The 24468-nt window shown below is 63.1% G+C and carries 23 protein-coding genes; 11 read left to right on the top strand and 12 right to left on the bottom strand.

What is annotated here, in order from left to right; translation table 11 throughout:
* Positions 1–3: 3 nt before the first annotated feature.
* The gene (locus LNV06_RS20560; RefSeq protein ID WP_263540154.1) at positions 4–1560 is read left to right on the top strand and encodes a methyl-accepting chemotaxis protein; all 1557 of its coding nucleotides are present in this window, start codon (positions 4–6) and stop codon (positions 1558–1560) included.
* Between the two features lie 13 nt (positions 1561–1573).
* Here LNV06_RS20560 and rpiA read toward each other — a convergent pair whose 3' ends face one another.
* Positions 1574–2236 carry a ribose-5-phosphate isomerase RpiA gene (gene rpiA, locus LNV06_RS20555; RefSeq protein WP_263540153.1) on the bottom strand — a complete coding sequence of 221 codons (663 nt, stop codon included), beginning with the start codon at positions 2234–2236 and terminating at the stop codon, positions 1574–1576.
* Positions 2237–2447: 211 nt separating this feature from the next.
* On the opposite strand from rpiA, the gene LNV06_RS20550 reads away from it, so the two are divergent.
* Positions 2448–2699, top strand: a complete 252-nt coding sequence (locus LNV06_RS20550; protein WP_263540152.1) for a hypothetical protein — start codon at positions 2448–2450, stop codon at positions 2697–2699.
* Between the two features lie 27 nt (positions 2700–2726).
* Here the strand turns inward: LNV06_RS20550 and LNV06_RS20545 are convergent, their stop codons facing one another.
* The 3 genes from LNV06_RS20545 to LNV06_RS20535 all read right to left on the bottom strand — a co-directional run bounded on the left by LNV06_RS20545 (position 2727) and on the right by LNV06_RS20535 (position 6093).
* Entirely contained in the window at positions 2727–4280 is a 1554-nt protein-coding gene (locus LNV06_RS20545; protein WP_263540151.1) for a carotenoid oxygenase family protein, read from the bottom strand.
* A gap of 13 nt (positions 4281–4293) precedes the next feature.
* Positions 4294–4785, bottom strand: coding sequence for a DUF2141 domain-containing protein (locus LNV06_RS20540; protein ID WP_263540150.1), 492 nt, complete (start codon positions 4783–4785; stop codon positions 4294–4296).
* Between the two features lie 183 nt (positions 4786–4968).
* The gene (locus LNV06_RS20535; protein WP_263540149.1) at positions 4969–6093 is read right to left on the bottom strand and encodes a 3-deoxy-7-phosphoheptulonate synthase; all 1125 of its coding nucleotides are present in this window, start codon (positions 6091–6093) and stop codon (positions 4969–4971) included.
* A gap of 99 nt (positions 6094–6192) precedes the next feature.
* On the opposite strand from LNV06_RS20535, the gene LNV06_RS20530 reads away from it, so the two are divergent.
* Together LNV06_RS20530 and LNV06_RS20525 are read left to right on the top strand one after the other, a co-directional pair.
* Positions 6193–7233, top strand: coding sequence for a quinone-dependent dihydroorotate dehydrogenase (locus LNV06_RS20530; RefSeq protein WP_263540148.1), 1041 nt, complete (start codon positions 6193–6195; stop codon positions 7231–7233).
* A gap of 17 nt (positions 7234–7250) precedes the next feature.
* Positions 7251–7724, top strand: a complete 474-nt coding sequence (locus LNV06_RS20525) for a CYTH domain-containing protein (protein WP_263540147.1) — start codon at positions 7251–7253, stop codon at positions 7722–7724.
* A 42-nt stretch (positions 7725–7766) separates the two neighbouring features.
* On the opposite strand, the gene bla is transcribed toward LNV06_RS20525, so the two are convergent.
* From bla to LNV06_RS20500, 5 genes are read right to left on the bottom strand one after another with little or no spacing between them, the layout of a single operon-like run.
* A complete protein-coding gene (gene bla, locus LNV06_RS20520) occupies positions 7767–8678 on the bottom strand; it encodes a class A beta-lactamase (protein WP_263540146.1) in 912 nt (303 codons plus the stop codon).
* Positions 8675–11005, bottom strand: a complete 2331-nt coding sequence (parC, locus tag LNV06_RS20515) for a DNA topoisomerase IV subunit A (protein ID WP_263540145.1) — start codon at positions 11003–11005, stop codon at positions 8675–8677. The genes bla and parC overlap by 4 nt, the downstream gene beginning before the upstream one ends.
* Positions 11002–11694, bottom strand: coding sequence for a lytic transglycosylase domain-containing protein (locus LNV06_RS20510; protein WP_263540144.1), 693 nt, complete (start codon positions 11692–11694; stop codon positions 11002–11004). The genes parC and LNV06_RS20510 overlap by 4 nt, the downstream gene beginning before the upstream one ends.
* The gene (locus LNV06_RS20505; protein WP_263540143.1) at positions 11694–12227 is read right to left on the bottom strand and encodes a GNAT family N-acetyltransferase; all 534 of its coding nucleotides are present in this window, start codon (positions 12225–12227) and stop codon (positions 11694–11696) included. The genes LNV06_RS20510 and LNV06_RS20505 overlap by 1 nt, the downstream gene beginning before the upstream one ends.
* Positions 12224–14230 (bottom strand): DNA topoisomerase IV subunit B, encoded by a 2007-nt coding sequence (locus LNV06_RS20500; RefSeq protein ID WP_263540142.1) that lies wholly within the window; start codon positions 14228–14230, stop codon positions 12224–12226. Before LNV06_RS20500 ends, LNV06_RS20505 begins: the two co-directional genes overlap by 4 nt.
* A gap of 90 nt (positions 14231–14320) precedes the next feature.
* Between LNV06_RS20500 and LNV06_RS20495 the strand changes: the two genes are divergently transcribed.
* The 6 genes from LNV06_RS20495 to LNV06_RS20470 all read left to right on the top strand — a co-directional run bounded on the left by LNV06_RS20495 (position 14321) and on the right by LNV06_RS20470 (position 20772).
* Positions 14321–15640, top strand: coding sequence for an amidohydrolase family protein (locus LNV06_RS20495; RefSeq protein ID WP_263540141.1), 1320 nt, complete (start codon positions 14321–14323; stop codon positions 15638–15640).
* 47 nt (positions 15641–15687) lie between these two features.
* Entirely contained in the window at positions 15688–16923 is a 1236-nt protein-coding gene (locus LNV06_RS20490) for an MFS transporter (RefSeq protein WP_263540140.1), read from the top strand.
* Between the two features lie 176 nt (positions 16924–17099).
* The gene (locus LNV06_RS20485; protein WP_263540139.1) at positions 17100–17666 is read left to right on the top strand and encodes a class I SAM-dependent methyltransferase; all 567 of its coding nucleotides are present in this window, start codon (positions 17100–17102) and stop codon (positions 17664–17666) included.
* 30 nt (positions 17667–17696) lie between these two features.
* Positions 17697–18578, top strand: a complete 882-nt coding sequence (gene dapA, locus LNV06_RS20480) for a 4-hydroxy-tetrahydrodipicolinate synthase (protein ID WP_263540138.1) — start codon at positions 17697–17699, stop codon at positions 18576–18578.
* 112 nt (positions 18579–18690) lie between these two features.
* Entirely contained in the window at positions 18691–19896 is a 1206-nt protein-coding gene (bamC, locus tag LNV06_RS20475) for an NlpB/DapX family lipoprotein (protein ID WP_318013544.1), read from the top strand.
* Positions 19897–19995: 99 nt separating this feature from the next.
* Complete coding sequence (locus LNV06_RS20470; protein ID WP_263540137.1) at positions 19996–20772, top strand: MBL fold metallo-hydrolase; 777 nt, start codon at positions 19996–19998, stop codon at positions 20770–20772.
* A gap of 69 nt (positions 20773–20841) precedes the next feature.
* Here LNV06_RS20470 and LNV06_RS20465 read toward each other — a convergent pair whose 3' ends face one another.
* The 3 genes from LNV06_RS20465 to LNV06_RS20455 all read right to left on the bottom strand — a co-directional run bounded on the left by LNV06_RS20465 (position 20842) and on the right by LNV06_RS20455 (position 22970).
* Complete coding sequence (locus LNV06_RS20465; protein WP_318013542.1) at positions 20842–21015, bottom strand: hypothetical protein; 174 nt, start codon at positions 21013–21015, stop codon at positions 20842–20844.
* 259 nt (positions 21016–21274) lie between these two features.
* On the bottom strand, positions 21275–21835 hold the full coding sequence (locus LNV06_RS20460; RefSeq protein WP_263540135.1) for a hypothetical protein: 561 nt from the start codon (positions 21833–21835) through the stop codon (positions 21275–21277).
* A gap of 1 nt (position 21836) precedes the next feature.
* Positions 21837–22970 (bottom strand): JmjC domain-containing protein, encoded by a 1134-nt coding sequence (locus tag LNV06_RS20455; RefSeq protein WP_263540134.1) that lies wholly within the window; start codon positions 22968–22970, stop codon positions 21837–21839.
* Positions 22971–23106: 136 nt separating this feature from the next.
* Here LNV06_RS20455 and LNV06_RS20450 point away from each other — a divergent pair, with 136 nt between their 5' ends.
* Positions 23107–24429: an efflux RND transporter periplasmic adaptor subunit gene (locus LNV06_RS20450; RefSeq protein ID WP_263540133.1), complete on the top strand. Its 1323-nt coding sequence runs from the start codon at positions 23107–23109 to the stop codon at positions 24427–24429.
* Positions 24430–24468: the final 39 nt, after the last annotated feature.

Here is a 24468-nt window from a genome sequence, read left to right as displayed (position 1 = left end):
TGCATGTTGTTTTCATCCTTCTCCGGCCGCAGCATTGGCCAACGTTTGTCTTTGGTGCTCGGCCTGGTGCTGCTGATCTCTTTTGTTGGCGCGGGCTACGGCCTGTGGTGTTTGCGTGGCGTGGCGCAAGAGACCCGCCAAATGTATGAGCACACCTTGGTGACGGAGCGTGCCGCTTCGGACTGGTACCGCAACATCACCAATGGCGTGAACCGCACGACCGCCATCGCCGTCAGCACCGACCCCAGCCTGGCCGAGTTCTTTGCCGCCAGCGCGGCCGAGTCCACCAAGGCCTCCGGTGAGCTGCAAAAGACCCTGGAACATTTGCTGGTCGACAAAGAAGAGCGCGAAGGCTTCGAAGCCCTGTCCGCTGCTCGCAAGCGTTATCTGGCCGCCCGAGATGCAGTCACGGCCGCCAAGAAATCCGGCGATGCCGAACGGGCTCGCAGCCTGTTTGAGCAAGACTTCCAGCCCGCGGCCAGCAGCTTTCAAAACGCCATTCAGAACATCGTCAAACAGCAACGCGAAGAGCTGGATGTGTCAGTCAAGCGCGTGGAAGCCAGCAATCAGGCGGCTCAAACCGGGCTGATCTTGTTCGAGTTGAGCGCGATTGCGCTGGGCGTGGCTGCCGCCTTTTGGCTGACCCGCTCCATCACCGCCCCGCTGCGCCAAGCGGTTGGCGTGGCCGATGCCATCGCGCACTTCGACCTCAGCCACCCCATCCCTCAAGGCGGCGCCGACGAAACCGGTCAGTTGCTGAACTCTTTGCAAACCATGCAAACCGCCTTGCTGCACTTGATCGGTCAGGTGCGCGGCTCGACCGACAGCATCGGCACCGCCAGCGCCGAAATCGCGGTGGGCAACCATGACTTGTCCGGCCGCACCGAGCAAACCGCCTCCAATCTGCAGCAAGCTGCGGCCTCCATGATGCAACTGACCAGCACCGTGCGCCAAACCTCCGACTCGGCCATGACCGCCAATCAACTGGCCAGCTCAGCCGCCGAGGTGGCACAGCGCGGTGGCGCCGTGGTGGGCCAGGTGGTCAGCACCATGGATGAGATCAGCGCCAGTTCGCGCCGCATTGGCGACATCATCGGCACCATTGACGGCATCGCCTTCCAGACCAATATCCTGGCGCTGAATGCGGCAGTGGAAGCCGCACGAGCCGGTGAACAAGGTCGCGGCTTTGCGGTGGTGGCCTCCGAGGTGCGCTCGTTGGCGCAACGCTCGGCCGAGGCGGCGCGCGAGATCAAGAGCCTGATCGGCGCCAGCGTCGAACGAGTGGAGTCGGGTACACGTCTGGTGCAAGACGCCGGCAGCACCATGGGTGAGATCGTGGCCAGCGTGCAGCGGGTCTCGGACATCATTGGTGAGATCAGCGCCTCGGCCCGCGAGCAAAGCGACGGCATTCAGCAAGTCAATGCCGCCGTCACCCACCTGGACCAGATGACCCAGCAAAACGCCGCCCTGGTGGAGGAGTCGGCCGCGGCGGCCGAAAGCCTGCGCGATCAGTCGTCCCGACTGTCCGAGGCCATCGGCGTGTTCCGCTTGCAGCGCTGAGTGCGGGGAACGCTCAAACGAACTTGAGCGTCTTCACCCCTTCGGAGGTACCGAGCAGGCAAACCTGGGCGCGGTTGCGGGCAAACACGCCCACCGTGACCACGCCCGGCCATTGATTGACTTCGCGCTCAAAAGCCATCGGGTCGCGGACCTGCAGGCCGGTCACGTCGAGAATCTGGCAGCCGTTGTCGGTCACCACGCCGGCACGCAAAGTGGCCACGCCGCCTTGCGCAGCAAAGGCACGTGCGATTTGAGCGGCAGCCATCGGGATCACTTCCACGGGCAACGGGAACTTGCCCAGCATCTGCACCAGCTTGGACTCGTCGGCGATGCAGATGAAGCGCTCGGCCAGATCGGCCACGATCTTCTCGCGGGTCAAGGCAGCACCGCCGCCCTTGATCATGTGGCCGGCATGGTCGATCTCATCGGCGCCGTCGATATAAACACCCAGGTCTTCGACCTCAGACGCGTCCAGCACCGGAATGCCCAAGGCCTTCATGCGTTCGGTCGAACGCACCGAACTGGACACCGCGCCCGCCACCTTGATGCCGCTGGCGGCCAAGGCGTCAATGAACTTGTCCACGGTCGAGCCGGTGCCCACGCCAACAATGCTGCCAGGCTTCACGTATTGCAAAGCGGCTTGGCCAACCAGGGTCTTGAGTTCGTCTTGGGTCATGCTGAAGGGACTTCTGTTGAGGGATGAGGGGCGGCCTAGCGAGGCCGGCCGCCATTATCGGCCAGAGAGAAGTGTTGGCCCCTCGCGGCAAGCCATCAAAATACTGTTTGCATTTACAGCTGTATGCTTATACAGTTCTCGCATCCCAACGCGATGAGCGCGCAAGCCTCAAGGAGTGCTGACGATGATGCCGACGAAGCCAAGGAAAGTGATGCCCCAAGCCAAGCCACAGCCCGCGCTATTGCCCAATCTGCTGCCCAAGCTGCTTCATTGGAGCCGCGATCCCCAAGCCTGGATTGCCGGCTTGGCCCTGATCACCCTGCTGGGCTTGGGCACCGGCAGTTTCGAGCCTGCGGCCTCGACTGAACTGGCTGCGGCACAGGAGCAAGAAGCCGAGTCAGCGCGGCATCGCTGGCCCCAAGCCGGCGAACAAGTCGCCAGCCTGGATTTGCAAAAACTCTGAGCGCGCCGCCGTGGCCGCGCGCAAGGCTCAGCTGGGATAGAACTTGCCGTGAAAGCCGTAGGTCACCCAGTAAGGCAGCCACACCCGCGCCAAGGGACCGGCGCTGAGCGCCTGGGCATCAAACACCGAGGCAAAGGAGCGCTTGGCTTGGAGGTCATAGCCCAGGCCCAAAAGCCAGCCCTCGCCCTCCTGGCTGCTGCCCGGTTTGGGCACCAACACATGCTCTTCCAGCACCACCTCATCACCAAAAGAAAAGCGCTCGCGGCGGCCGGTCTCGATGTCCAGGTGCATCAAGCCGTTGAAGCCCCAGCGCTCTCCGTTGTCGATGGCAGTCGGGTAGTAGACATGCCGGTAGCGCTGGGCCACCACACGCGGGTCCACCACTGGAAACTCCACCGACTCATCACGTGAGCTCAGCTCGATGCGACCGGCATTGACGCCCGAGCCTTGCCCCGATCCAAGTGCTCCGGCACCCAAAGTAATGCGCAAAAAGCGCGGACTGGACACTTTGTCCTTGGGCCGCGTGCCTTTCATGATGTCACCCAGGGCCTCATTGATCAGGGGGAAAGCCTGGGCCTCCACATAGTCCAGATGGATCTGCGAACCATCATCCCAGGCGTTGCCAAAGTGAAAAACCATGGCGGCCGGCATCTCAAGAACCCAGCGTCGGTCCAAATCTGATTTATCAACCACCAGCACGGTGCAGGCCTCACGTGCCTGCCAGCGCATGGCGTCGAGCATGCTGGAGCCCGCACGAACCGCCTCCATGTCCAGGGTCAAGGGCGCAAGCAAAAAGACCAAGAAGCGCTGTGACACGGCAAAGTCATGCACCATGGCCGAGTCCACCGGCATCTTGAAAACCCGGCTGTTGCGTAGCTGGCCCTGGGAAGAGATTTGGTAGATCGCCATGTGCCCGGCCTGGCTGCCAAAGTTCCAGACCGTGCCATCGGCTTCCACCTTGGGGTGGGCCGAAAAAGGCATGCCGGCCATGTCCGCCGACCACGTCCGAGGCCCCTTGGTGGTCAGGCTGAGCGGGTCCAACTCATAGGCGCTGCCGCCCTCCCACAGCGCATACAAGCGGCCTTGATTGAGCATCACGCTGGTATTGGCGGTGTTCACATCATCAGCGCTGCGCACGGCGGCGCGCGCGTCTTGGTCGGCAAAGCTGGTGCCAAAGCCCGGCACCATGAAACGACCGGCCGCTGTTTCAAGGCGCAGCTTCTTGGTCTGCACAAAGCGGGCCTTGTGATGCACGCGCCCTTCACCAAAAGTCCAAGCCTGCACCAAACCGTCGCCGTCAAACCAATGCTTGTAGCGCTCTTGGCCGCGGCTCATCACGCCCGGGCCATTCCGGTAATAGACCCCTTTCAAGCCCTGTGGCAGGCGACCTTCGATGCGCAAGTCGCGGGCATCGAAGACTTCATTGCCAGTGAAGCCCTGCAAGGGCGCCAACTCCGGCGCCAGGGTCTTGAAGCTTGGCGAAGCCACGCCGAGGGCCAGCGCTTCTTGAATCAGACTCAGGCTGCCCAGCCCGGCGAGCCCAGAGAATCCGGCTTTGAGCAGATCACGTCTTTGCATCATGGTCCGCCCCTGCTCAGTTCAACTGGACTGAAACTCGAGCGCCGGGCTTGGCCTCGAACTGCGCTTTTTCGAACTTGGGCGGGCCAAAACTGCCGGCCGCATTGTTTGAAAAGCCATAGGGTTCTTTGGGCATGCCCATGGCATTGCTGTCCAGCTTGCCGTTGCCGTTCACATCATGAAAGATGCTCAGAGCCAAAAGCCCCTCCGGCAGATCCAGCAGCTTGATCAGCACCCGGCCGTCTTTCTGGGTGCTGGCCTCGACGCTATTGCCCGTCAGCGGCTTCTTCAACCAGTTGTTGGCGTCGGTATACACGGCCACCATTACCCGGCCTTCGCTTTGCGTCAGGCCGCTGACCTCCAGTTCCAGGTCCATGGCCTGGGCCGAACCGGCGGCGGCACACAAAGCCATCGCCAGCGTGCCAAAGCCGGCGCTCAAGAGGCTTTGCTTCATCGGGCCGGGCTTGCCTGCTCGGCTTGCAGACGCGGTCTTGGTGTTTGCTTTCATCGCGAGGTCCCTTGGCTTCAGTGTTGAGATGACTGAACTCTAGGGACCTGCAAGCGCGCAAAACAGCGCGATGCGACAAGCGGGGCGCAGGCAGCGCCAACTGCCAGACTGCGGCGCCAATGGTGGGCGCGCATGAAAGACCGGGGCAGGCAGGCTCGAAAGGCCTGCCCCAAGTGCAATCGATCAGGCCTTGCGGCGAGCACGCACAGCGGCGGCCAATTCGCGCAGCAAGGGCTCGGTCTGGCTCCAACCCAGGCAAGCGTCGGTGATGGACACGCCGGGCAAGAGATCGGCCTTGTTCTTACCTTCGGCCAAGTCCTGACGACCCGGCTGCAGATGCGACTCGATCATCACCCCAGTAATGCGCGCATCGCCGCCGGCGATTTGCGCCGCCACATCGCGGCCCACATCGATTTGGCGCTCGAACTTCTTGCTTGAATTGGCATGAGAGAAGTCCACCATCACCTGCTCGCGCAAGCCGGCCGCTGCCATGGCCTCGCAGGCGGCGGCCACCGAAGCCGCGTCGTAATTGGGCGTCTTGCCGCCGCGCAAGATGATGTGGCAGTCGTCATTGCCGCGAGTTTCAAAGATCGCTGCGGCGCCCATCTTGGTCATGCCCATGAAGGCATGGCTGGCCTTGGCCGCCAAGACCGCATCGCTGGCCACCTTGATGCCGCCGTCGGTACCGTTCTTGAAGCCGACCGGGCAACTCAAACCCGAGGCCAGCTGCCGGTGGCTTTGGCTCTCGGTGGTGCGGGCGCCAATCGCACCCCAGGCGATCAAGTCGCTGATGTACTGCGGCGAGAGCAGGTCCAAGAACTCGGTGCCTGCCGGCAGGCCCAGGGCCGTCACATCCAGCAGCAGCTTGCGCGCCAAACGCAGGCCTTCGTTCATGTGGAAGCTGCCGTCCAGGCGCGGATCATTGATATAGCCCTTCCATCCAACCGTGGTGCGCGGCTTCTCAAAATAGACCCGCATCACCAGCAAGAGGTCTTGGCTCAGCTCATCGCGCAGCTCTTTCAAAAGCCGGGCGTAGTCCATGGCCTGGTCATGGTCGTGAATGGAGCATGGGCCCACCACCACCAGCAAGCGGTCGTCCTGGCCATGCAGCACACGGCTGATGTCGCGGCGCGCTTGCTCGACCAGGGCCAGCGAGGCGTCGGGCGCGGGCAACTCGTCAAACAAAAGCGCTGGAGAGATCAGCGGGCGCACCGCGCCGATGCGGGTGTCGTCGGTGCGGGTGCTGTCCTGGGTCGAATCACGAGAGCCCACTTCGCGGTCTTGGGCGGGGTTGTCGAGGTTTTTCATCACGGCTTTCCTGGGTTGCCGCGATTATCAACGCTAGCCCTCATGGGTCGCTGCCGCGCCACGGAAGACCCCAGCCACCGGCGATGCGACAATTCCGCCATGCCTCTGATCCCTTACGCCCTCACCCGCCCTTTCTTGTTCGGCCTTGATCCCGAGCATGCCCATGAATTGACACTCGGCGCCATCGCCAAGTTGCAAAACACACCGGCGCAATGCCTGTGGTCGCAAACCCGGGTGCAAGACCCGCTGCTATTGGCCGGGCTGAAGTTCCCCAACCGCATCGGTCTGGCCGCCGGCCTGGACAAAAACGGCCGCTGCATCGACGGCCTGGGCGCCATGGGTTTTGGCTTCATCGAAGTCGGCACCGTCACGCCCAAGGGTCAGCCGGGCAATGACAAGCCGCGCATGTTCCGCCTGCCGCAGGCCGATGCCTTGATCAATCGCCTGGGCTTCAACAACGAAGGTCTGGCCAGCTTTTTGGCCAATGTGCAGCGCGCCCACAGCTTCCGCGCCGCCGGCGGCTTGGTTGGCCTGAATATCGGCAAGAACGCCGCCACACCGATCGAGAACGCCGCCGACGACTATTTGATCGGCCTGGGGGGCGTGTTCCCGCATGCCGACTACATCACCGTCAATATCTCCAGCCCTAACACCAAAAATCTGCGCGCGCTGCAAAGCGATGAGGCGCTGGACGCTTTGCTGAGCACCTTGCAAGAGAAAAAGCTCAAGCTGGAAGCGGGCGCCAAACGCCGCGTGCCGATGTTTGTGAAGATTGCGCCCGACCTGGACGAAGACCAAGTCAGCGTCATCGCCCAAACGCTCAAAGCCAACGGCATCGACGGCGTGATTGCCACCAACACCACCATCTCACGCGAGGCCGTCAAGGGCCTACCGCATGCCGAAGAGGCCGGCGGTCTTTCGGGCCGGCCGGTATTTGAAGCCAGCAACCGTGTGATTCGCTTGCTGCGCGCCGCGCTCGGCAGCAACTACCCCATCATCGGCGTCGGCGGCGTGATGAGCGGCGCCGATGCGCGCGCCAAGCTGCAAGCCGGCGCCGATCTGGTGCAGGTTTACACCGGCCTGATCTACAAAGGCCCGGCCCTGGTCAGCGAATGCGCGGCCGCGATGGCGCGCGCTTGATTGAAGGCTGGCTGAGCATGGCTGTCGAGATCGAGCGCAAATTCTTGGTGCAAGGCGAAGCTTGGAAGCAAGGCAGCGGCCAGTACCTGAACCAAGGCTATTTGAGCCGCGATCCGGCCCGCACGGTGCGGGTTCGCATCGCCGGAGAATCGGCCTGGCTGACCATCAAGGGCGCCAGTGTCGGCGCCACCCGGGCCGAGTTTGAATACGCCATTCCGCTCAGCGATGCGCAAGCACTGCTGAAATTGGCCGACGGCCCTTGCGTTGAGAAGGTCCGCCGCGTCGTGCCGCATGCCGGCATGAACTGGGAAGTGGATGAATTCCTCGGCGCCAATGCCGGCCTGGTGGTGGCCGAAATTGAGTTGAGCGAGGAGTCTCAGGCCTTCGAGTCGCCGTCCTGGCTGGGCCAAGAAGTCACCGACGATGCGCGTTACTTCAACTCACAGCTGGCTGCGCGGCCGTTCTCGACCTGGTCGTTATCGACTGAGTGAAGTGCGAGCGGTGTTTCACTCACCGCAATCGCATCTGTTGCACTAAGTCGCGGCGATTAAGCTCGCCAACACCCGGCTGGCCACTTCGACATGCGCCGCATTCAGCTCAGCCACCGACCGGCTGGACCCGCGCATGAAAACCACCATCAGAATCGGCGCCTGCTTGGGCGGGAAAAAGATCGCCGCATCGTTGACGGCGCCGTTCGCGCCGGTGCCAGTCTTGTCCCCCGCCGGCCAGTCTTGCGGCGCGCCGGCGCGCAAGCGCCCCAAGCCCGTCTCGGTCTCGTTCATCCAGACCAAAAGCTGCTGACGCGAGGCCTCGGAGAGGAAGTCGCTGCATAGCAAGCGCTCCATCAAGCCCACAAAACTCGCCGGCGTGCTGGTGTCGCGTGGGTCCTCGGGCAGATTGCTATTGAGCGCGGGCTCGATGCGGTCCAGCCGGGTCTCCATATCGCCCAATTCGCGGAAGAAGCGCGTCAAGCCCGGCGGGCCGCCCACCAGCGGCAGCAAGAGGTTGGCGGCCGGGTTATCGCTCTCCAGCAGGATGGCGGCGCACAGCTCCAAGACCGTCAGCGAGGCAGACAAGGTGCCTGATTCCAACAGGGCGCCGGTCACCGGCGCATGCGGCACCAGATCGCGCGGGCTAAACCTCACTCGCTGATCATGGCGCAGCTGGCCCGCATCAATACGCGCCAGCACCGCCCCAGCCAAGAGCAGCTTGAAGGTCGAACACATGGCAAAGCGCTGCTCGGCCCGGTAGGCAAACTGCCGCCGACTGCCGGTGTGCAGGGCAAACACACCGACTTGCCCGCCGCTTTGCTGCTCCAGGCGCAGACATTGCTCCGCCAAGGTTTCCGCAGCCCACGAGGGCTGTGTCAAAACCAGCGGCAGGCTCAGCCCCAAGCCGGTTTGCAGCAGCGAACGCCGGCGCAGCCCCACAAAAGCCGAGCTCAAGGCGCCAGCACTCGCAAGACCTTTTGGAAGGCTTCCACCGCCTTGCCCTTGCGCGCACGCTTGCCGGCATAACTGGCCAGACCCACACCCTTGAGCACTTCTTCCTTGGGCTTGGCGCCGCGCCCGGTGCCCACCACCAAGAGGCTCTGGGTGAAGGCCGCCACGCTCAGCAGCGCGTCCTTGTCTTCCAGATCCACCAAGGTCAGGCCGCGGCCGCCCTTGGGCTGATGCTTCAACTCATCCAGCGCATAGGTCAGCAAGCGGCCGTTCAGGCTCAAGCAAGCGAGTTGCACACCCGCCACCTCGCCCACAGGCACGGTGGCCGGCGGCAGCGGTTGCTCCTGCCCTTCCAGGCTCAGGAAGGTTTTGCCGGCCTTTTGGCGGCCAACCAAGTCGCCCACCTGGGCAATCAAGCCAAAGCCGCCGGTGCCGGCCAAGACCAGGCGCTGCGTGGCGCTACCGGCGAAGTAATGCGCAATCTGGCTGCCACTTTCCAGCTCGATCAAAGTGGTAATCGGTTGGCCATCACCACGCCCGCCCGGCAAAACCGAGACCGGCACCGAGTAGACCCGGCCGTTGTTGCCAAAGACGATCAGAGGGTCGACGCTGCGGCAAGGGAAGGTGCCATAGAGTTGGTCGCCACTCTTGAAGGCCAGGGCCGCGGGGTCGATCTCATGGCCCTTGAGCGCACGCACCCAGCCCTTGATGCTGACCACCACGGTCACCGGCTCGTCCACGATACGGACCTCGGCAATCGCCTTCTTTTCTTCCTGAATCAAGGTGCGGCGATCATCGCCAAACTGCTTGGCGTCGGCCTCGATTTCCTTGATGACGGTGCGCTTCAAAACGCCGGGGTTGGCCAGAATGTCTTCCAGCTTGGCTTGCTCCTCGCGCAGGGTCTTCAACTCCTGCTCAATCTTGATCGCTTCCAGCCGCGCCAATTGGCGCAGGCGGATTTCAAGAATGTCCTCGGCCTGGCGATCGCTGAGCTTGAAGCGCTCGATCAGCGCCGCCTTGGGCTCATCGCTGTTGCGGATGATGCGGATGACTTCGTCGATATTGAGCAGCACCAGCTGCCGGCCTTCCAGCACATGGATGCGGTCCAGCACCTTGGCCAGGCGATGCTGGGTGCGGCGCTGCACCGTTTGCTGGCGATAGCCCAGCCACTCGCTGAGGATCTGGCGCATGCTCTTCAGCGTGGGCCGGCCGTCGGCGCCGATCATGGTCATATTGATCGAGGCCGAGGTCTCCAGGCTGGTGTGTGCCAAGAGCGTGGTGATCAGGTCTTGCTGCTCCACCGTGCGGCTCTTGGGCTCGAAGACCAAGCGCACCGGCGCGTCCTTGCTGGACTCATCGCGCACGCCGTCCAAGACGGCCAAGAGGCTGGCCTTGAGCTGCAACTGCTCTTGGCTGAGCGCCTTCTTGCCGGCCTTGACCTTGGGATTGGACAGCTCTTCGATCTCTTCCAGCACCTTTTGGCTGCTGGTGCCATGCGGCAATTCGGTGACGATCAATTGCCACTGACCGCGGGCCAGGTCTTCGATCTTCCAGCGCGCGCGCAGCTTCATGCTGCCGCGGCCGCTTTGGTAGGCGGCGCGAATGTCGTCCGCCGAGCTGATCAGCTGACCACCGCCGGGATAGTCCGGGCCGGGCAGCAAGCTGAACAAGTCTTCGTCGCTGAGGTTCTCGTTCTTCAGCAGCGCCACGGCGGCTGCCGCCACTTCGCGCAGATTGTGGCTGGGCACCTCGGTGGCCATGCCCACGGCAATGCCGCTGGCGCCGTTCAAGAGCACAAAAGGCAGGCGCGCCGGCAGCTGGCGCGGCTCTTCGGTGGAGCCGTCGTAGTTGGGCGCAAAGTCCACCGTGCCTTCGTCGATTTCATCGAGCAGCAGGCGCGCAATCGGAGCCAAGCGCGCTTCGGTGTAACGCATGGCCGCAGCGCCGTCGCCATCGCGGCTACCGAAATTACCCTGGCCGTCGATCAGCGGGTAGCGCTGCGAGAAGTCCTGCGCCATGCGCACCAAGGCGTCGTAGACCGACTGGTCGCCGTGCGGGTGAAAGCGGCCCAAGACGTCACCGACCACGCGGGCACCCTTGACCGGCTTGGCGCCAGCCGTGCCGGTAAAAGCCAGGCCCATGCGCTCCATCGAATACAGAATGCGGCGCTGCACCGGCTTTTGGCCGTCGCAGACATCGGGCAAGGCGCGGCCCTTGACCACGCTGAGGGCGTACTCCAGATAGGCCCGCTCGGCGTAGTGACCCAGGGTCAAAGCATCGGGGTCATCGCTGGGCGGCGGGGCGTCAAAAATCGAGGTCTGCTGAGTCATGGTTTGTCAGAGTGAATCGTCAGATGCTGGGCTTGAGCGGGCATGCCGTGTTGCAGCAAAGCCCAATACAGCTCCAGCACCAGATGAACATGGGCTTGGGTTTCGTCAATCGGCGGCACCACGCCGCCGGCGCGGCGCACCGCGCTTTCACCGGCGTTCCAGGCCGCCAAGGCCGCGTCGATGCGGCCAAATCGTTTGATCAGATCGGCGAGCATGCGCGCGCCGGTCAGGACATTGATGCGCGGGTCCAGCAAGCGCTGCTCGGCCGGGCGCAGTCGCTCGGTCAAGCTGGCATAACGGGCCGCCGCAACGGGGGTGATTTGCATCAGGCCAAGAGCACCGCGCGGCGACACGGCGTTGCGCTTGTAGCCCGACTCGACGGTGATCACCGCCTTCAGCAAGGCCATGTCCACGCCGGTTTGCGCAGCGGCTTCGCGCAGATAGGGCTGCACCGACTTGACCTCAGGGGCGATCTCCAGCCAGGTCAGCAAATGCTGGCTGCTGTCTTGCTTGCCCGGCACCCGGCCCTGGGAGGCATTCGCTGCACCCAGCACCAGGTTGTAGGCCCCATCAATCTGGCGTGTGGCCAAGTGCGCCATGCCTTGGGCGTCGACATAACCCCAAAGCTCAGCTTGCGCCGGCAAGGCGAGAGCCAGCACCGCAGCACCGATCGCAAGTCGGGCCGACATCACTCGCCCTCCTCGCCCAAGGCCAGGCGGGCTTGATATTCGCGGTCCAACATGGACATGACGATCAGGCTGTCATAGCCATCGGCGCCGTCCAAATTGACCCGCACGCTTTCGCGCAAACGGCCCTCTTCCACAAAGCCTTCGCTGGCGTAGAGCTTCAAGGCACGGGTGTTGAGCGCCTTCACATCCAGCCAAAAGCGATGGGCATGCAGCTGCGTGAAGGCCAGCTTTTTCAGCAAACGTACGCAGGCCCGACCCAGGCCCTGGCCTTTGGGTGCCAGGACGATGCGCTTGAGCTCCACCGAGCCATGCGGATTGCGGCAGCCTTGAAAGATCACAAAACCGGCACGCGCCAAGTCCGGTCCCGCCTCGATGATGAAGTGGCGAAAGTCCGGGAAACGCACCGCGCCTTCATGTTGCGTGCGCTCCCAAGGCGTGATGAAGGGGCGGTTGCTGCCGTCTTGCTCCACCGAGACCACAAAGTCCAGGTCCGACAACATGGTCGGACGCAGATGGACCCGCGGCGTGCTCATATATCGACTTCCACCGAGTCGCCGTGAATCTCCATCAACTCGCGGCGGGAAGAGGCCTCGCCCTTGCCCATCAGCTTGTTGATGGCCACCTCGGTCTCGGCCAAATCGAGCTGACCGTAGGCAATCGTGCTCAGGCGCCGGGTCTCGGGGTTCAGCGTGGTGTCCCACAACTGCGTGGCGCTCATCTCGCCCAAGCCTTTGAAGCGGCTGATGCTCCAGGAGCCTTCACGGGCGCCTTCCTTGCGCAGCTTGTCCAGCGTGGCGGTCAGTTCGCCCTCGTCCAGCGCATAGATCTTGGCGGCTGGCTTTTTGCCGCGAGCCGGCGCATCCACCCGGTACAGCGGCGGACGGGCCACAAAGATGTGGCCAGCTTCCACCAGCTTGGGGAAGTGCCGGAAGAACAGGGTCAAGAGCAAGACCTGGATGTGCGAGCCGTCCACGTCCGCGTCCGAGAGGATGCAAACCTTGCCGTAGCGCAGACCGCTCAGGTCGGGCGAGTCGTTCTTGCCATGCGGGTCCACACCCAGGGCCACCGAGATGTCGTGGATTTCGTTATTGGCGAACAGACGGTCACGCTCCACTTCCCAGGTGTTGAGCACCTTGCCGCGCAGCGGCAGGATGGCCTGGGTTTCTTTGTTGCGGCCCATCTTGGCGCTGCCACCGGCCGAGTCACCCTCGACCAGGAAGATTTCGTTGTGCAGCAGATCGCGGCTTTCGCAATCGGTCAGCTTGCCCGGCAAAACGGCAACACCTGAGCCTTTGCGCTTCTCAACCTTTTGCGAGGCGCGCTGGCGGGTTTGCGCCTGCTTGATGACCAGCTCGGCCAGCTTTTTGCCGAACTCCACATGCTGGTTCAGCCACAGCTCCAGGCCCGGCTTCACATAGGTGGACACCAGACGCAGCGCGTCGCGGCTGTTCAGGCGCTCCTTGGTCTGGCCCTGGAATTGCGGATCCAACACCTTGGCCGAGAGCACAAAAGAAGCGCGCGAGAACACATCGTCGGGCATCAGCTTGACGCCCTTGGGCAAGAGGCTGTGCAGCTCGATAAAGCTCTTGATGGCGCCGAACAAGCCGTCCTTCAGGCCGGACTCATGCGTGCCACCCGCCACCGTGGGGATCAGGTTGACATAGCTTTCGCGCATGGTCTGACCCTCTTCGGTGAAGGCCACGCACCAGGCGGCGCCCTCGCCCTCGGCAAAGTTCTCGGTCTCGCTGCGGCCGGCGTATTGCTCGCCTTCAAACAGCGGGATCAGCGGCTCGGCCATCAGGGTTTGCTGCAGATAGTCGCGCAGGCCGCCCTTGTAGGACCAAGTCTGTACATCACCGGACTTCTCATTCGTCAGCGTGACGATGACGCCCGGCATCAGCACTGCCTTGCTGCGCAGCAGGTGCACCAGCTCGTTCTTGGGCAGGTCGGCGCTCTCAAAATATTTGGCATCGGGCCAGACGCGCACCGTCGTGCCCTGCTTGCGGTCGCCGCGCTCTGCCTTGCGCACCGCCACGGCCTCGACCACATCGCCGTTCTCAAACGCCAGCGTGGCCACCTCGCCGCCGCGCCAGACGGTCACTTCCAGACGCTTAGCCAAGGCATTGGTGACGCTGACGCCGACGCCGTGCAGGCCGCCCGAGAAGCTGTAGGCGCCGCCCGAGCCCTTGTCGAACTTGCCGCCGGCATGCAGACGGGTGAAGACGATCTCGACCACCGGCACGCCTTCTTCGGGGTGCAGGCCGAAGGGAATGCCCCGGCCATCGTCGGCAATCGACACCGAGCCGTCACTGTGCTGGATCAGGTCGATGCGCTTGCCGAAACCGGCCAAGGCCTCGTCGGCCGCGTTATCGATCACTTCCTGGATCGTGTGCAGCGGGTTGTCGGTGCGGGTGTACATGCCCGGCCGCTGCTTGACGGGCTCCAAGCCCTTGAGCACGCGGATCGAGCCCTCGCCATAGGAGCCGAGGGTCGGGCTATTGCTGGAGGAGGAAGAGGATGCTTTGCTGGTCGCCATGGGGCGGGATTCTAGGCGGCTGCTCCGGGCCCCCTCCCCAACACCCGCTAGCATGACGAGCTTATGAGCCTTGCTTTTGAACAATTTCCAGTGCCCAGAAGCCCTAGGGCGGGCCTCTTTGACCTCCTTGGCATCTCCGGCATCTTGGCCGTCTTTGTCATCACGACCCTGGCGTCCACGCCAGCCAACGCTCAAAGCGACGCCAGCCGCTACACCGCAGGCCCGGCCCTGACCATGGAGCTGAAAAACGCCCAGTGGTTTGACGGCAAGGGCTTTCGCAAAGGCACGCTCTACGTCAAAGACGGCAAGTTCACGAATCAAAAAATCCCCAAGCCACAGCGGCGCATGGACTTGCAGGGCCAGTTCCTGCTGCCGCCCTTGGCCGAGGCGCACAACCACAATCTGCAAAACGCCTGGGGCTGGGGGCGCTACGCCAACAACTACTTGCGCGACGGCGTGTTCTACGCCGCCATGCAGTGCGGTGAGCCCAAAGGTGTGGCCGCGGCGCGCAGCTTGGCTGCGCAAGCGCCCGGCCCGGATGTTTTGTTCACATCGGCTTGCATCACATCCTCCGACGGCATGCCCTTGGCCCAGCTGCTGGCTGAAGACCCCGGCGCCGGCGCGCCCAAGCCCAAGCTAGAGGACTTCGCCGACAAGGCCTTGCTGCTGATCGACACGCCCGAACAGCTGAACCAGAAATGGCCGCTGGTGGCGCCGCGCAAGACCGATCTGCTCAAGCTGATGATCAGCCGCAGCGAAAGCCCCGAGTTGCGCAACGACCCCAAGCAACTCGGACGCCTGGGCTTGAAGCCCGAGCTGGTTCCAGCCATTGCCAAGCGTGCCCACCATGACGGTCTGCGCGTGCTGGCCCATGTGGACACCGCCGCCGACTTCAGCCTGGCGGTGCAATCGGGCGCCGACTGGTTGGCCCATCTGCCCGGCTACTACTTCCATGAGGGGCTGAGTGCCGAGGCCTATCGCATCAGCCCCGAGGCCGCCGCCGAGGCCAGCAAGCGCAAGACCGCCGTGATCACCGCCACCGTGGCCAGCACCTTGTTCCGCATGCCGGTGGAGACCCAAGCCGCCGTGCGGCGCCTTCAAATTGAAAATCTGCAAACCCTGAAAGCCGCCGGCACGCCGCTGCTGCTGGGGTCTGATCTGTTCAATGGCACGGCCCTGGCGGAGTTGAAGCATCTGGACGGACTCGGCGCGTTGGACCGCGCCTCCTTGCTGCGCATTGCCAGCATCGATACGCCGCACGCCCTCTTCCCCAAGCGCCGCCTGGGCTGCTTTGAGCCCGGCTGCGAAGCCAGCTTTTTGCTGCTGCCGGCCAACCCGCTGAACGATTTGGAGGTCTTGACCCGCATTCAGTTGCGAGTCAAGCAGGGCCGCGTCATCAGCCATAGCTAAGCCCCGCGCCGCGCCAAGCCCATCCGAACAGGACTACATTGCTGCCTATGAAGAACACTGCAGACCCAAGCGGCACTCGGCTGTCCATGGTGCAAGTGCTGCTCTGCGGCGCCTTGATCGTGACGGTCTCCATGGGCATACGCCACGGCTTTGGCCTATGGCTGCAACCCATCACCATGGACCGGGGCTGGACGCGCGAGACCTTCGCCTTTGCGCTGGCCATTCAAAACATCGCCTGGGGCATTGCCGGCCCCTTCACCGGCATGCTGGCGGACCGTTTCGGGCCCTTCCGCGTCTTGATGGTCGGGGGCGTCTTGTATGCCCTGGGCCTGGTCTTGATGGCGCTCTCGACCTCGGGCCTGGCCTTCACCGGCAGCGCCGGGCTCTTGATCGGTATTGCGCAATCAGGCACCACCTATGCCGTGATTTACGGCGTCATCGGCCGCAATGTGGCAGCCGAGAAGCGCAGCTGGGCCATGGGGGTGGCGGCCGCAGCTGGCTCTTTTGGGCAATTCTTGATGGTGCCGGTGGAAAACTGGCTGATCGCCAGCAGCGGCTGGCAAAACGCCTTGTTCATCCTGGCCTGCGCGGCCTTGATCATCGTGCCGCTGGCCTTTGGCTTGCGCGAGCCGGCGCGCACAGCAGCGCCGCAGGGCCATTCGCAAAGCATCATGCAGGCCCTGCGCGAGGCCTTTGGCTACCGCAGCTTTCAGCTCTTGATGGCGGGCTATTTTGTCTGCGGCTTTCAGGTCGTTTTCATTGGCGTGCACATGCCCAGTTACCTGAAGGACCACGGTTTAAGCCCGCAGGTGGCCACCTATGCCCTGGCCTTGATCGGCCTCTTCAATGTTTTCGGCACTTATGCCGCCGGCGCTCTAGGACAACGCTTTCCAAAGCGCTACATCCTGTCTTGCATCTACGCCCTGCGCTCGGTCGCCATCGTGCTGTTTTTGGTTTTGCCGCTGACACCGGCCTCGGTCTATGTGTTCTCCAGCGTGATGGGCCTGCTGTGGCTCTCCACCATTCCGCCCACCAATGCGGTGCTGGCCCAGATGTTTGGCCTGCAGCACATGTCCATGCTGAGCGGCTTTGTGTTCTTGAGCCACCAGATTGGCAGCTTCTTGGGCGTCTGGTTGGGCGGGCGGCTCTACGATACGACCGGCAGCTACGACCTGGTCTGGTGGCTGGCCGTGGCGCTGGGCGTGATGGCAGCTCTGGTGAACTTGCCGGTGCGCGAAACAGCCATCGTCAGGCCCACCAGCGGCGCTGCGCCCGCCTTGTAAGCTGGCGACTCTAAAAACCCAGGGCGACAATATGCGCGGGAAAGGCCTACGATTTTTGGTTTGGAGCCTCTGTCTGCTGGCTCTGGCCCTGGTGTTTACGGCCTATCTTCAACCCGGCCTGATGGTTCAACTGTCTGAACAGATCTGGGCTTGTTTCTGAATCTTTTTTGAACTCGATGAGTCCCTCAACTCCCCCCTCCAATTGGCTGTTGCGCTGGGCGCAAGCGATGCGCCCCGGCGCCACTGCGCTGGATCTGGCCTGCGGCAGCGGCCGCCATGTGAAATACCTGGCCGGCCAGGGCATGAGGGTCACCGGTGTGGACATCGATGCCCAGGCCACCGCCGGGCTGGAAACCCTGGCCGAGATCATCACCGCCGATATCGAATCCGGCCCCTGGCCGCTGGGCGAGCGTCAGTTTGATCTGGTGCTGGTGACCAACTATCTCTGGCGCCCGCTCATTCCGCGCATCAAAGCCGCGGTGGCACCGGGTGGCTGGTTGATCTATGAAACCTTTGCGCAAGGGCAGCAAAGCATCGGCCGGCCAGCCCGGCCCGAGTTCCTGCTGAAGACCGGCGAATTGCTGGACGCTTGCGCTGGGCTCAGCATCGTGGCCTTTGAAGACGGTTTTGAAGCGATGGCGGTCAACCCCCGCTTCGTGCAGCGCGTTGCTGCGGTTCGAGAGACGCCGGATGGGGATTTCCAGCGCTACACGCTCGACCGGACCGAGAGTTCCTTGGCCTGAGTAGAATCGTCGGATAAATAGGAACTTGCAATGAACGGACTTGTTGGCAGCATCGTCGCCTTGGTGACACCGATGCAAGAAGACGGCAGCATCGATTACCCCACGCTGCGCAAACTGATCGACTGGCATATCGCCGAAGGCACCAACTGCGTCTGCGTGGTCGGCACCACCGGTGAGTCGCCCACTGTCAGCATGGAAGAAAACCGCGAGGTCATCCGCGCTGCGGTGGAGCACGCGGCAGGCCGCGTCACCATCATGGCCGGCACCGGCGCCAATTGCACCGCTGAAGCCATCGAACTGAGCCGTTACGCCAAGGAAGTCGGCGCCGACTGCACCTTGTCCGTCGTGCCCTACTACAACAAGCCCTCGCAAGAAGGCATCTACCAGCACTACAAGGCGATTGCCGAGGCCGTGGACATCCCCATGATGCTCTACAACGTGCCCGGCCGCACTGTGGCCGATATGCAGCCCGAAACCACGCTGCGCTGCGCGCAACTGCCGGGCGTGTTTGGCATCAAGGAAGCGACCGGCAATATCGAGCGCGCGGCCTATCTGATCAAGCACGCGCCCAAGGGCTTTTCGATCTACTCGGGTGACGACGGCACCGCGATTGCCTTGATGCTGCTGGGCGGCCATGGCAATGTCAGCGTGACCGCCAACGTCGCCCCCCGCGCCATGAGCGAACTCTGCCGCGCCGCCCTGGCCGGCAATGTGAGCGAAGCCAAGCGCATTCACTTTGAATTGCTCGGTCTGCACAAGAACTTGTTCTGCGAATCGAGCCCGGCGCCAACCAAATGGGCGCTGTCGCGCCTGGGCCGTTGCCAGAACGTGATGCGCCTGCCCATCACCCCCTTGACAGAAGCCGGTCAGGTGCTCGTGGGCAAAGCCATGCAAGAAGCCGGGCTGCTTTGAACGCAGGCCTGAGTCTTTGGGCCGCCAGTCTGCTCTAATCCACCGATCCAGTTTTTGCCCCGTCATGAAAGCGGACCGCTAAGCAGCGGCCCGACCCTCGGAGATGTCTAGCGTGACCCGTTCCTCTTTTGTTTCTTCCTCGGCCACTCCGGTGCGTCTGGCTTGCGTGGTTTTGGTGGCTTCACTGGCCGGCTGCAGCATGTTTGAGAACACCTTTTCATCCGACAAGGTGGACTACCGCAGCGGCGCCCGTCAGACGGCCGGCCTCGATGTGCCGCCCGACCTGACTCAGTTGGCTCGCAACAACCGCACACAAACCGCCGACGGCGTGGTGAGCGCAGCCACCTTCCAAAAGAAGGGCGAAGTTCAAGCCGCAGGCGCGAGCACGGCAGCCGCCGGTACCGCCAAGGCCAGCGTGGCGCTGAATGCCGCCGGCGATGTGCAACTGGAGCGTGACGGTGCCGATCGCTGGCTGCGTACCTCGCTGACGCCTGAACAGCTGTGGCCGCAGCTGCGCGAGTTCTGGCAAGAGCGCGGTTTCGAGCTGACCAAGGAAGCCGCCGACGTCGGCGTGATGGAAACCAACTGGAACGAAAACCGCGCCAAGCTGCCGCAAGACGTGGTGCGCGCCACCATTGGCAAGGTGTTTGACAGCTTCTACTCCACCGGCGAGAAGGACATGTTCCGCACCCGTGTGGAGCGCTCCACCAAGGGCACAGGCACCGAGATCACCATCAGCCACCGCGGCATGCAAGAGGTCTACACAGGCCCGCAAAAAGACAACACCGCTTGGCAGTCGCGCCCCACCGATCGCGAGCTTGAGGCCGAGATGCTGTCGCGCTTGATGCTCAAGCTCGGCGCCAAGGAAGAACAAGCCAAGGCCGCCCTGGCCGCCGCCAACACGCCGTCTGCGACGAGCGCCAAGGCTGGTGCTGCCACCGTGGCCGCTGCTGCCCCGCAGGCACGCAAGCTCAGCGAAGTGCCGGACAGCTTGCAAGTCAACGAGGGCTTTGAGCGCGCATGGCGTCGTGTGGGCCAATCGCTGGATCGCCATGGCTTCACCATCGAAGACCGCGATCGCAAGCAAGGCCTGTTCTTCCTGCGTTATGCCGACCCCAACCAGGCCGGCAAGGAAGAGCCCAACTTCTTCCAGCGCCTGTTCAGCTCCGAAACTGCGCCGACCGCGACACGCTACCGCGTCTCTGTCAAGTCCGAAGGCGAGCGCAGCTCGGTCAGCGTCTTGGACGACAAGGGCCAGCTGCAGACCAGCGAGAACGCCAAGCGCATTCTCAATTTGCTGATGGACGATCTGCGCTAATTCAGCCCAGTCAGCCCCTCGCTTTGAAACGCCGCTTGAACCGCAAGGTTGGCGGCGTTTTTACTTTGCTGACCTTTTTTCAAAGTAGTTGAGACCGCCATGCGCTTTTGCAATCTGGGCAGCGGCAGCGGCGGCAACGCCAGTCTGATCGAAGCCAGCCAAGGCATCACCAGCACCCAAGTCTTGGTGGATTGCGGCTTCAGCCTGCGCGAGTTGACCCGGCGGCTAGAGCGTGCGGGTAGCAGCCCAGAGATGCTCAACGGCATCTTCATCACCCATGAGCATGGCGATCACATCGGGTGCGCCCTGAACTTGGCCGAGCGCTTCCGCATTCCCCTGTGGACCAGCCGCGGCACCTGGCGGGCCATCGGCAAACCCGACTTCGACACGAAATTGCTGCATTGGGTGCGAGCCGGTGATGAGATAGATCTTGGCGATTTAAGCCTGCAGACTTTTGCAGTGCCGCACGACGCGCAAGAGCCTCTGCATTTGCGCTGCAGCGATGGCGCCTCGCATCTGGGCCTGATCACGGACCTGGGCCATGTCTGCGCGAGCGTAGTCCAGGCGCTGCAAGGCTGTCACAGCCTGCTGCTCGAGTTCAACCACGACGAGGACCTGCTGCGCGCCTCCAACTACCCGGCCAGCCTGAAGCGGCGCATTCTGGGCAGCCATGGCCACCTCTCGAATGAAGCAGCGGCCGATTTGCTTCAGCAATGCTTGCATCCCGGCTTGCGCCATGTGCTGGCGGCTCATCTGAGTGAGCGCAATAACCGACCGGACTTGGCGGCCGCAGCGCTGGCGCCAGTGCTCAATATCCCGGAGCACGAGGCGCTGATTTGCCATCAGCAATCGGGCCATCCCTGGCTCAATGTTTGAATCCAGACGTATACAAAACAAGCGGACATGAAAAAACCGCCGGGCTTGCGCCGGGCGGTTTTTCAAGAATCAGAACGAAGTCTGATTACTTGCTGACTGCGGAAGCAGCGTCAGCAGCGGCAGCGCCGACAGCCGAAGCAGCGTCAGCAGCGCCGGTAGCAACAGCGGAAGCAGCAGTTGCGGCAGCAGCGTCAACAGCGCTGGCAGCGGCCGAAGCGGCTTCAGCAACAGCAGGAGCTGCAACAGCAGGAGCTTCTTCCTTCTTGCCGCAAGCGGTCAGAGCAACAGCAGCCAGCACAGCAGCCAACAGGATCGACTTGTTCATACTTATCCTCAAAATTCGTTAAACGAAATTGCAATTACCGGTAATTTTTTGAAGCTCTACAAGCACATCAAAACCCAAAGGCTCAGAAATGCCGCAAACTTCTGCATGACAAGACGCGGAAACCTCGAGCGCTTCCATCGCCTAGCCGCTAATTATAGCGTTAGCTTTTGAAAGCTCTTACAGACCCAAGGTCGTGCTGGCAAACGATTCGCAAGAGCGTTGCGCTAACGCATCAAAATACTCGGCCGAACGCAAGGCATCCCCAGCATTCATCGACACCGCGCCGCGCCACAGCTGCTTGTCATGCAGCCTCACACACAGGGCCAACTCCGTCACAAGAGGCTGTGCGGATCGCGCACTCGCGTGCTTGGCCAAGCCCTTGCGAGCAAAGAACAAAGCGGCTGGGCCGCCCGGGCCTACGGCCGCCAGTGCCTCCGCGCCATAAGCCTGAGCCTGCACGCAATGCCCCCAGGTGGCGCGCCACTGCACAAAGCGCGGATGGCAGCGCCTGAGGTCTTCGTACTGCTCGGCCAAAAGATGCAGTTTGCGCGTCGGCTTCGCCCACTGCTTCAGCGCGCTCAAGACTTCAGCCTCAGACCAAGGCCAATCGACGAAGCTCGCGTCTAAGCAGTAGAGATCGGGCCAATCCTCGGCGCAGGCCTGCAACAAGACCTGCTTGAGCGCAGCGACAAAGTCACTGCGCCCTTGGAACTTGCTGGCCTGATCCGCTGTTGTCATGTCAAAGTGGCGCAGATTCTGGCTGCACCCAGCCGTCTTCCACCCATTGGCTCAAAAGCTCGCGGGCCGGCTCCGACAACTGCCCCACTTGCTTGGCGCTGAGCTGCTTGCTGTCGGCAAAAGCCCGCATCAACTTGGCGTCACGTCCGCCAGCGCGGAAAGACTCGCCATTGATGAAAATATGCGCCTTGTCGTACATCATGCGGCTGCGTCTATCCAGGCTAACGCCCTGCCCTGGCGGCAACTCGGTGCCCGCTTCAAACCAAACGCGCGGCTTGGGCTCGGTCAGGGCTTCGCCCAAGGCGCGCTCCAAAGCCAAAGGCTCACGCAAGGCGCGCTCAGCGGCATCGCGGGCAAACTCCAGCAACTGATCGGGCACCAAGCCGGGCGTGACCGTGGCCGGCTGCTTGGGGTCGGCATACATGCGATTGGCATAAGCCTGATCCTCATCGTCCATCAAGCGACTCAGCAAGTCCTTGGCCAACTCAGCGCGCCAAGGGGTGCGAAAGCCCACCGAGCAGGTCATGCACTCACCCACCGCAATGCCGTCATGCGCCCAGCCGGGCGGCAGATAGAGCATGTCGCCGGCGTCCAGCACAAACTCGTCTTCGGGCTCGAAGTCCGCCAACAACTTGACCGGCGAGCCCTCGCGCAAGGCACCGCTGGTGGCCACGCCCTGACGGCCGATGCGCCAGCGACGTTGACCCTGCACCTGAATCAGGAACACATCGTAGGAATCGAAATGCGGGCCGACACCGCCGCCATCGGTGGCGTAGGAGATCATCAAATCGTCGAGCCGCGCCTCGGGCACAAAGCGAAAACGATTCAGCAAATCCGCCGCAGCCGGCACATGTTGCTCCAAGCCCTGCACCAGCAGCGTCCAAGCGGCTTTCGAATAAGGCGGCAGCTTGGCCACCGGGCCAGGGTACAAGGCCCAGCGATCCTTGAAGGCGCTGATCAAGCGCGACTCAACATCCTCGCTGGCGGCCAGCGCGGCCAACTCGCTACGCGACACCGGCGGCTTGATGCCCGGCAAGGCTTGGCGCACCAGCAAAGGCTTTTTCTGCCAATGCCGGCGCATGAATTGTTCGGGGCTGAGGCCGCCCAGCAGCGGAAGTTTGTCTTGGATATTCATGCGGCCATTGTCGCCTCTCGCGCCGTCCCAAAACTGGGATGCGTGGGCGCAGCCACGTCCCGATTTCGCAATCCTTGCATCTAGATCAAGTTAAACGCTGATCTCAGACGCCCGGGAAATCAAGCACTTGGCGCACATGCCGGGCAAGCAAGACCTTGGCACGCATCCTGCGTTCAAGTCCCGCATGGACCTGCAAAGACCTCTCACCCCTGGGCAACGCTGGCGCCGTCGAGCGGCCCGCCCGGCGCTATTTGTTTTGCTGACCTTGCTCTTGGCAGGCGGCCTGCTGGCGCTGCGCCTGAAGGCCGAGCCGGCCGAACTGACAGTCTCCGCCCGCGGCCTGAATTACGCCAAGGTCGAGCAAGGCCCCCTGGCGCTCGATGTGCGCGGCAGCGGCGTGCTGGTGTCCAGCGAACTGCGCTGGGTCGCCGCGCAGAGCGAGGCGCGGGTGGAGCGCCTGCTGGCCCAGGCCGGCAGCCAGCTGAAGCAAGGCGAGCTCTTGATGGTGCTGAACAACCCGCAGCTGTCGCAACGGGCCCAGGAAAGCCGCTGGCAGCTGGAGCAAGCGCAAGCCGAACTCAAGGCCTTGCAAGCCAGCTTGGACAGCCAGGTGATGAGCGCCCAAGCCGCCGTCCAACGCGCCGACTTCAGTGCCCGCAGCGCCGAGCTGCAATGGCGGGCCGATCAGGAATTGCTGAAGGACGGCATGGTCTCCAAACTCGCTTTTCAGCGCAGCCGCTTCAGCGTCGAGCAGGCCGGTCAAGCCCTGCAACTCGAGCGCGAACTGCTTCAGCAGCACCGCGCCGCCATGCAGGCCCAGCTGGACGCCAAACGCGCCGCCCTGGCCCGCCTGCACAAGGCCTGGCAGCGCGATCTTGAGTTGGTGGAGGCCTTGCAAGTGCGCGCCCCCGAAGATGGCGTGGTGCAAGAGTTGACCCTGCAGCCCGGGCAAAGCGTGGCGGCCGGCGCACCGCTGGCCAAGCTGGCGCGCGCCGGGGCGCTCTATGCCGAAATTCAGGTGCAGGAGGCTCAGGCACGTGACATCGCCCTCGGCCAAGAAGCCCTGGTCGATCTGCGCACCGGCAACCGCGAGGGCCAGTTGCGCGCCGTCGTCAGCCGCGTCGCCCCCAAGGTCAGCAACAGCCTGCTCAAAGTGGATCTGCGCATTCTGGACCCGCTGCCCCAGGGCGCAAGACCCGACCTCAGCATCGACGGCAGCATCGCCTTGAACCGCATCAGCGATGCCGTCCAAGTCCAGCGCCCGGTCTTCAGCCAGGCCATGAGCCAAAGCAGCGTCTACCGCATGGTCAACGATGAACTGGCCGAACGGGTCTCGGTGCAGTTTGGCCCCGCCTCGGTCAGCCGTATCGCCATCCAGAGCGGATTAAAGCCCGGTGACCGCATCGTCGTCTCCGACACCAGCAGCTGGCGCTTGGCCGAGCGCGTGCGCCTGCGCTGAGTGCTTCTACCCCTCCCCACGCCCCCCCAGCGCCTCAAG

It is taken from the genome of Paucibacter sp. Y2R2-4 (assembly GCF_025717535.1).
Lineage (GTDB): Bacteria > Pseudomonadota > Gammaproteobacteria > Burkholderiales > Burkholderiaceae_C > Paucibacter_A.
Note: the sequence above shows the minus strand (reverse complement) of the source record. Positions and strands in the feature narration are given on the sequence as shown.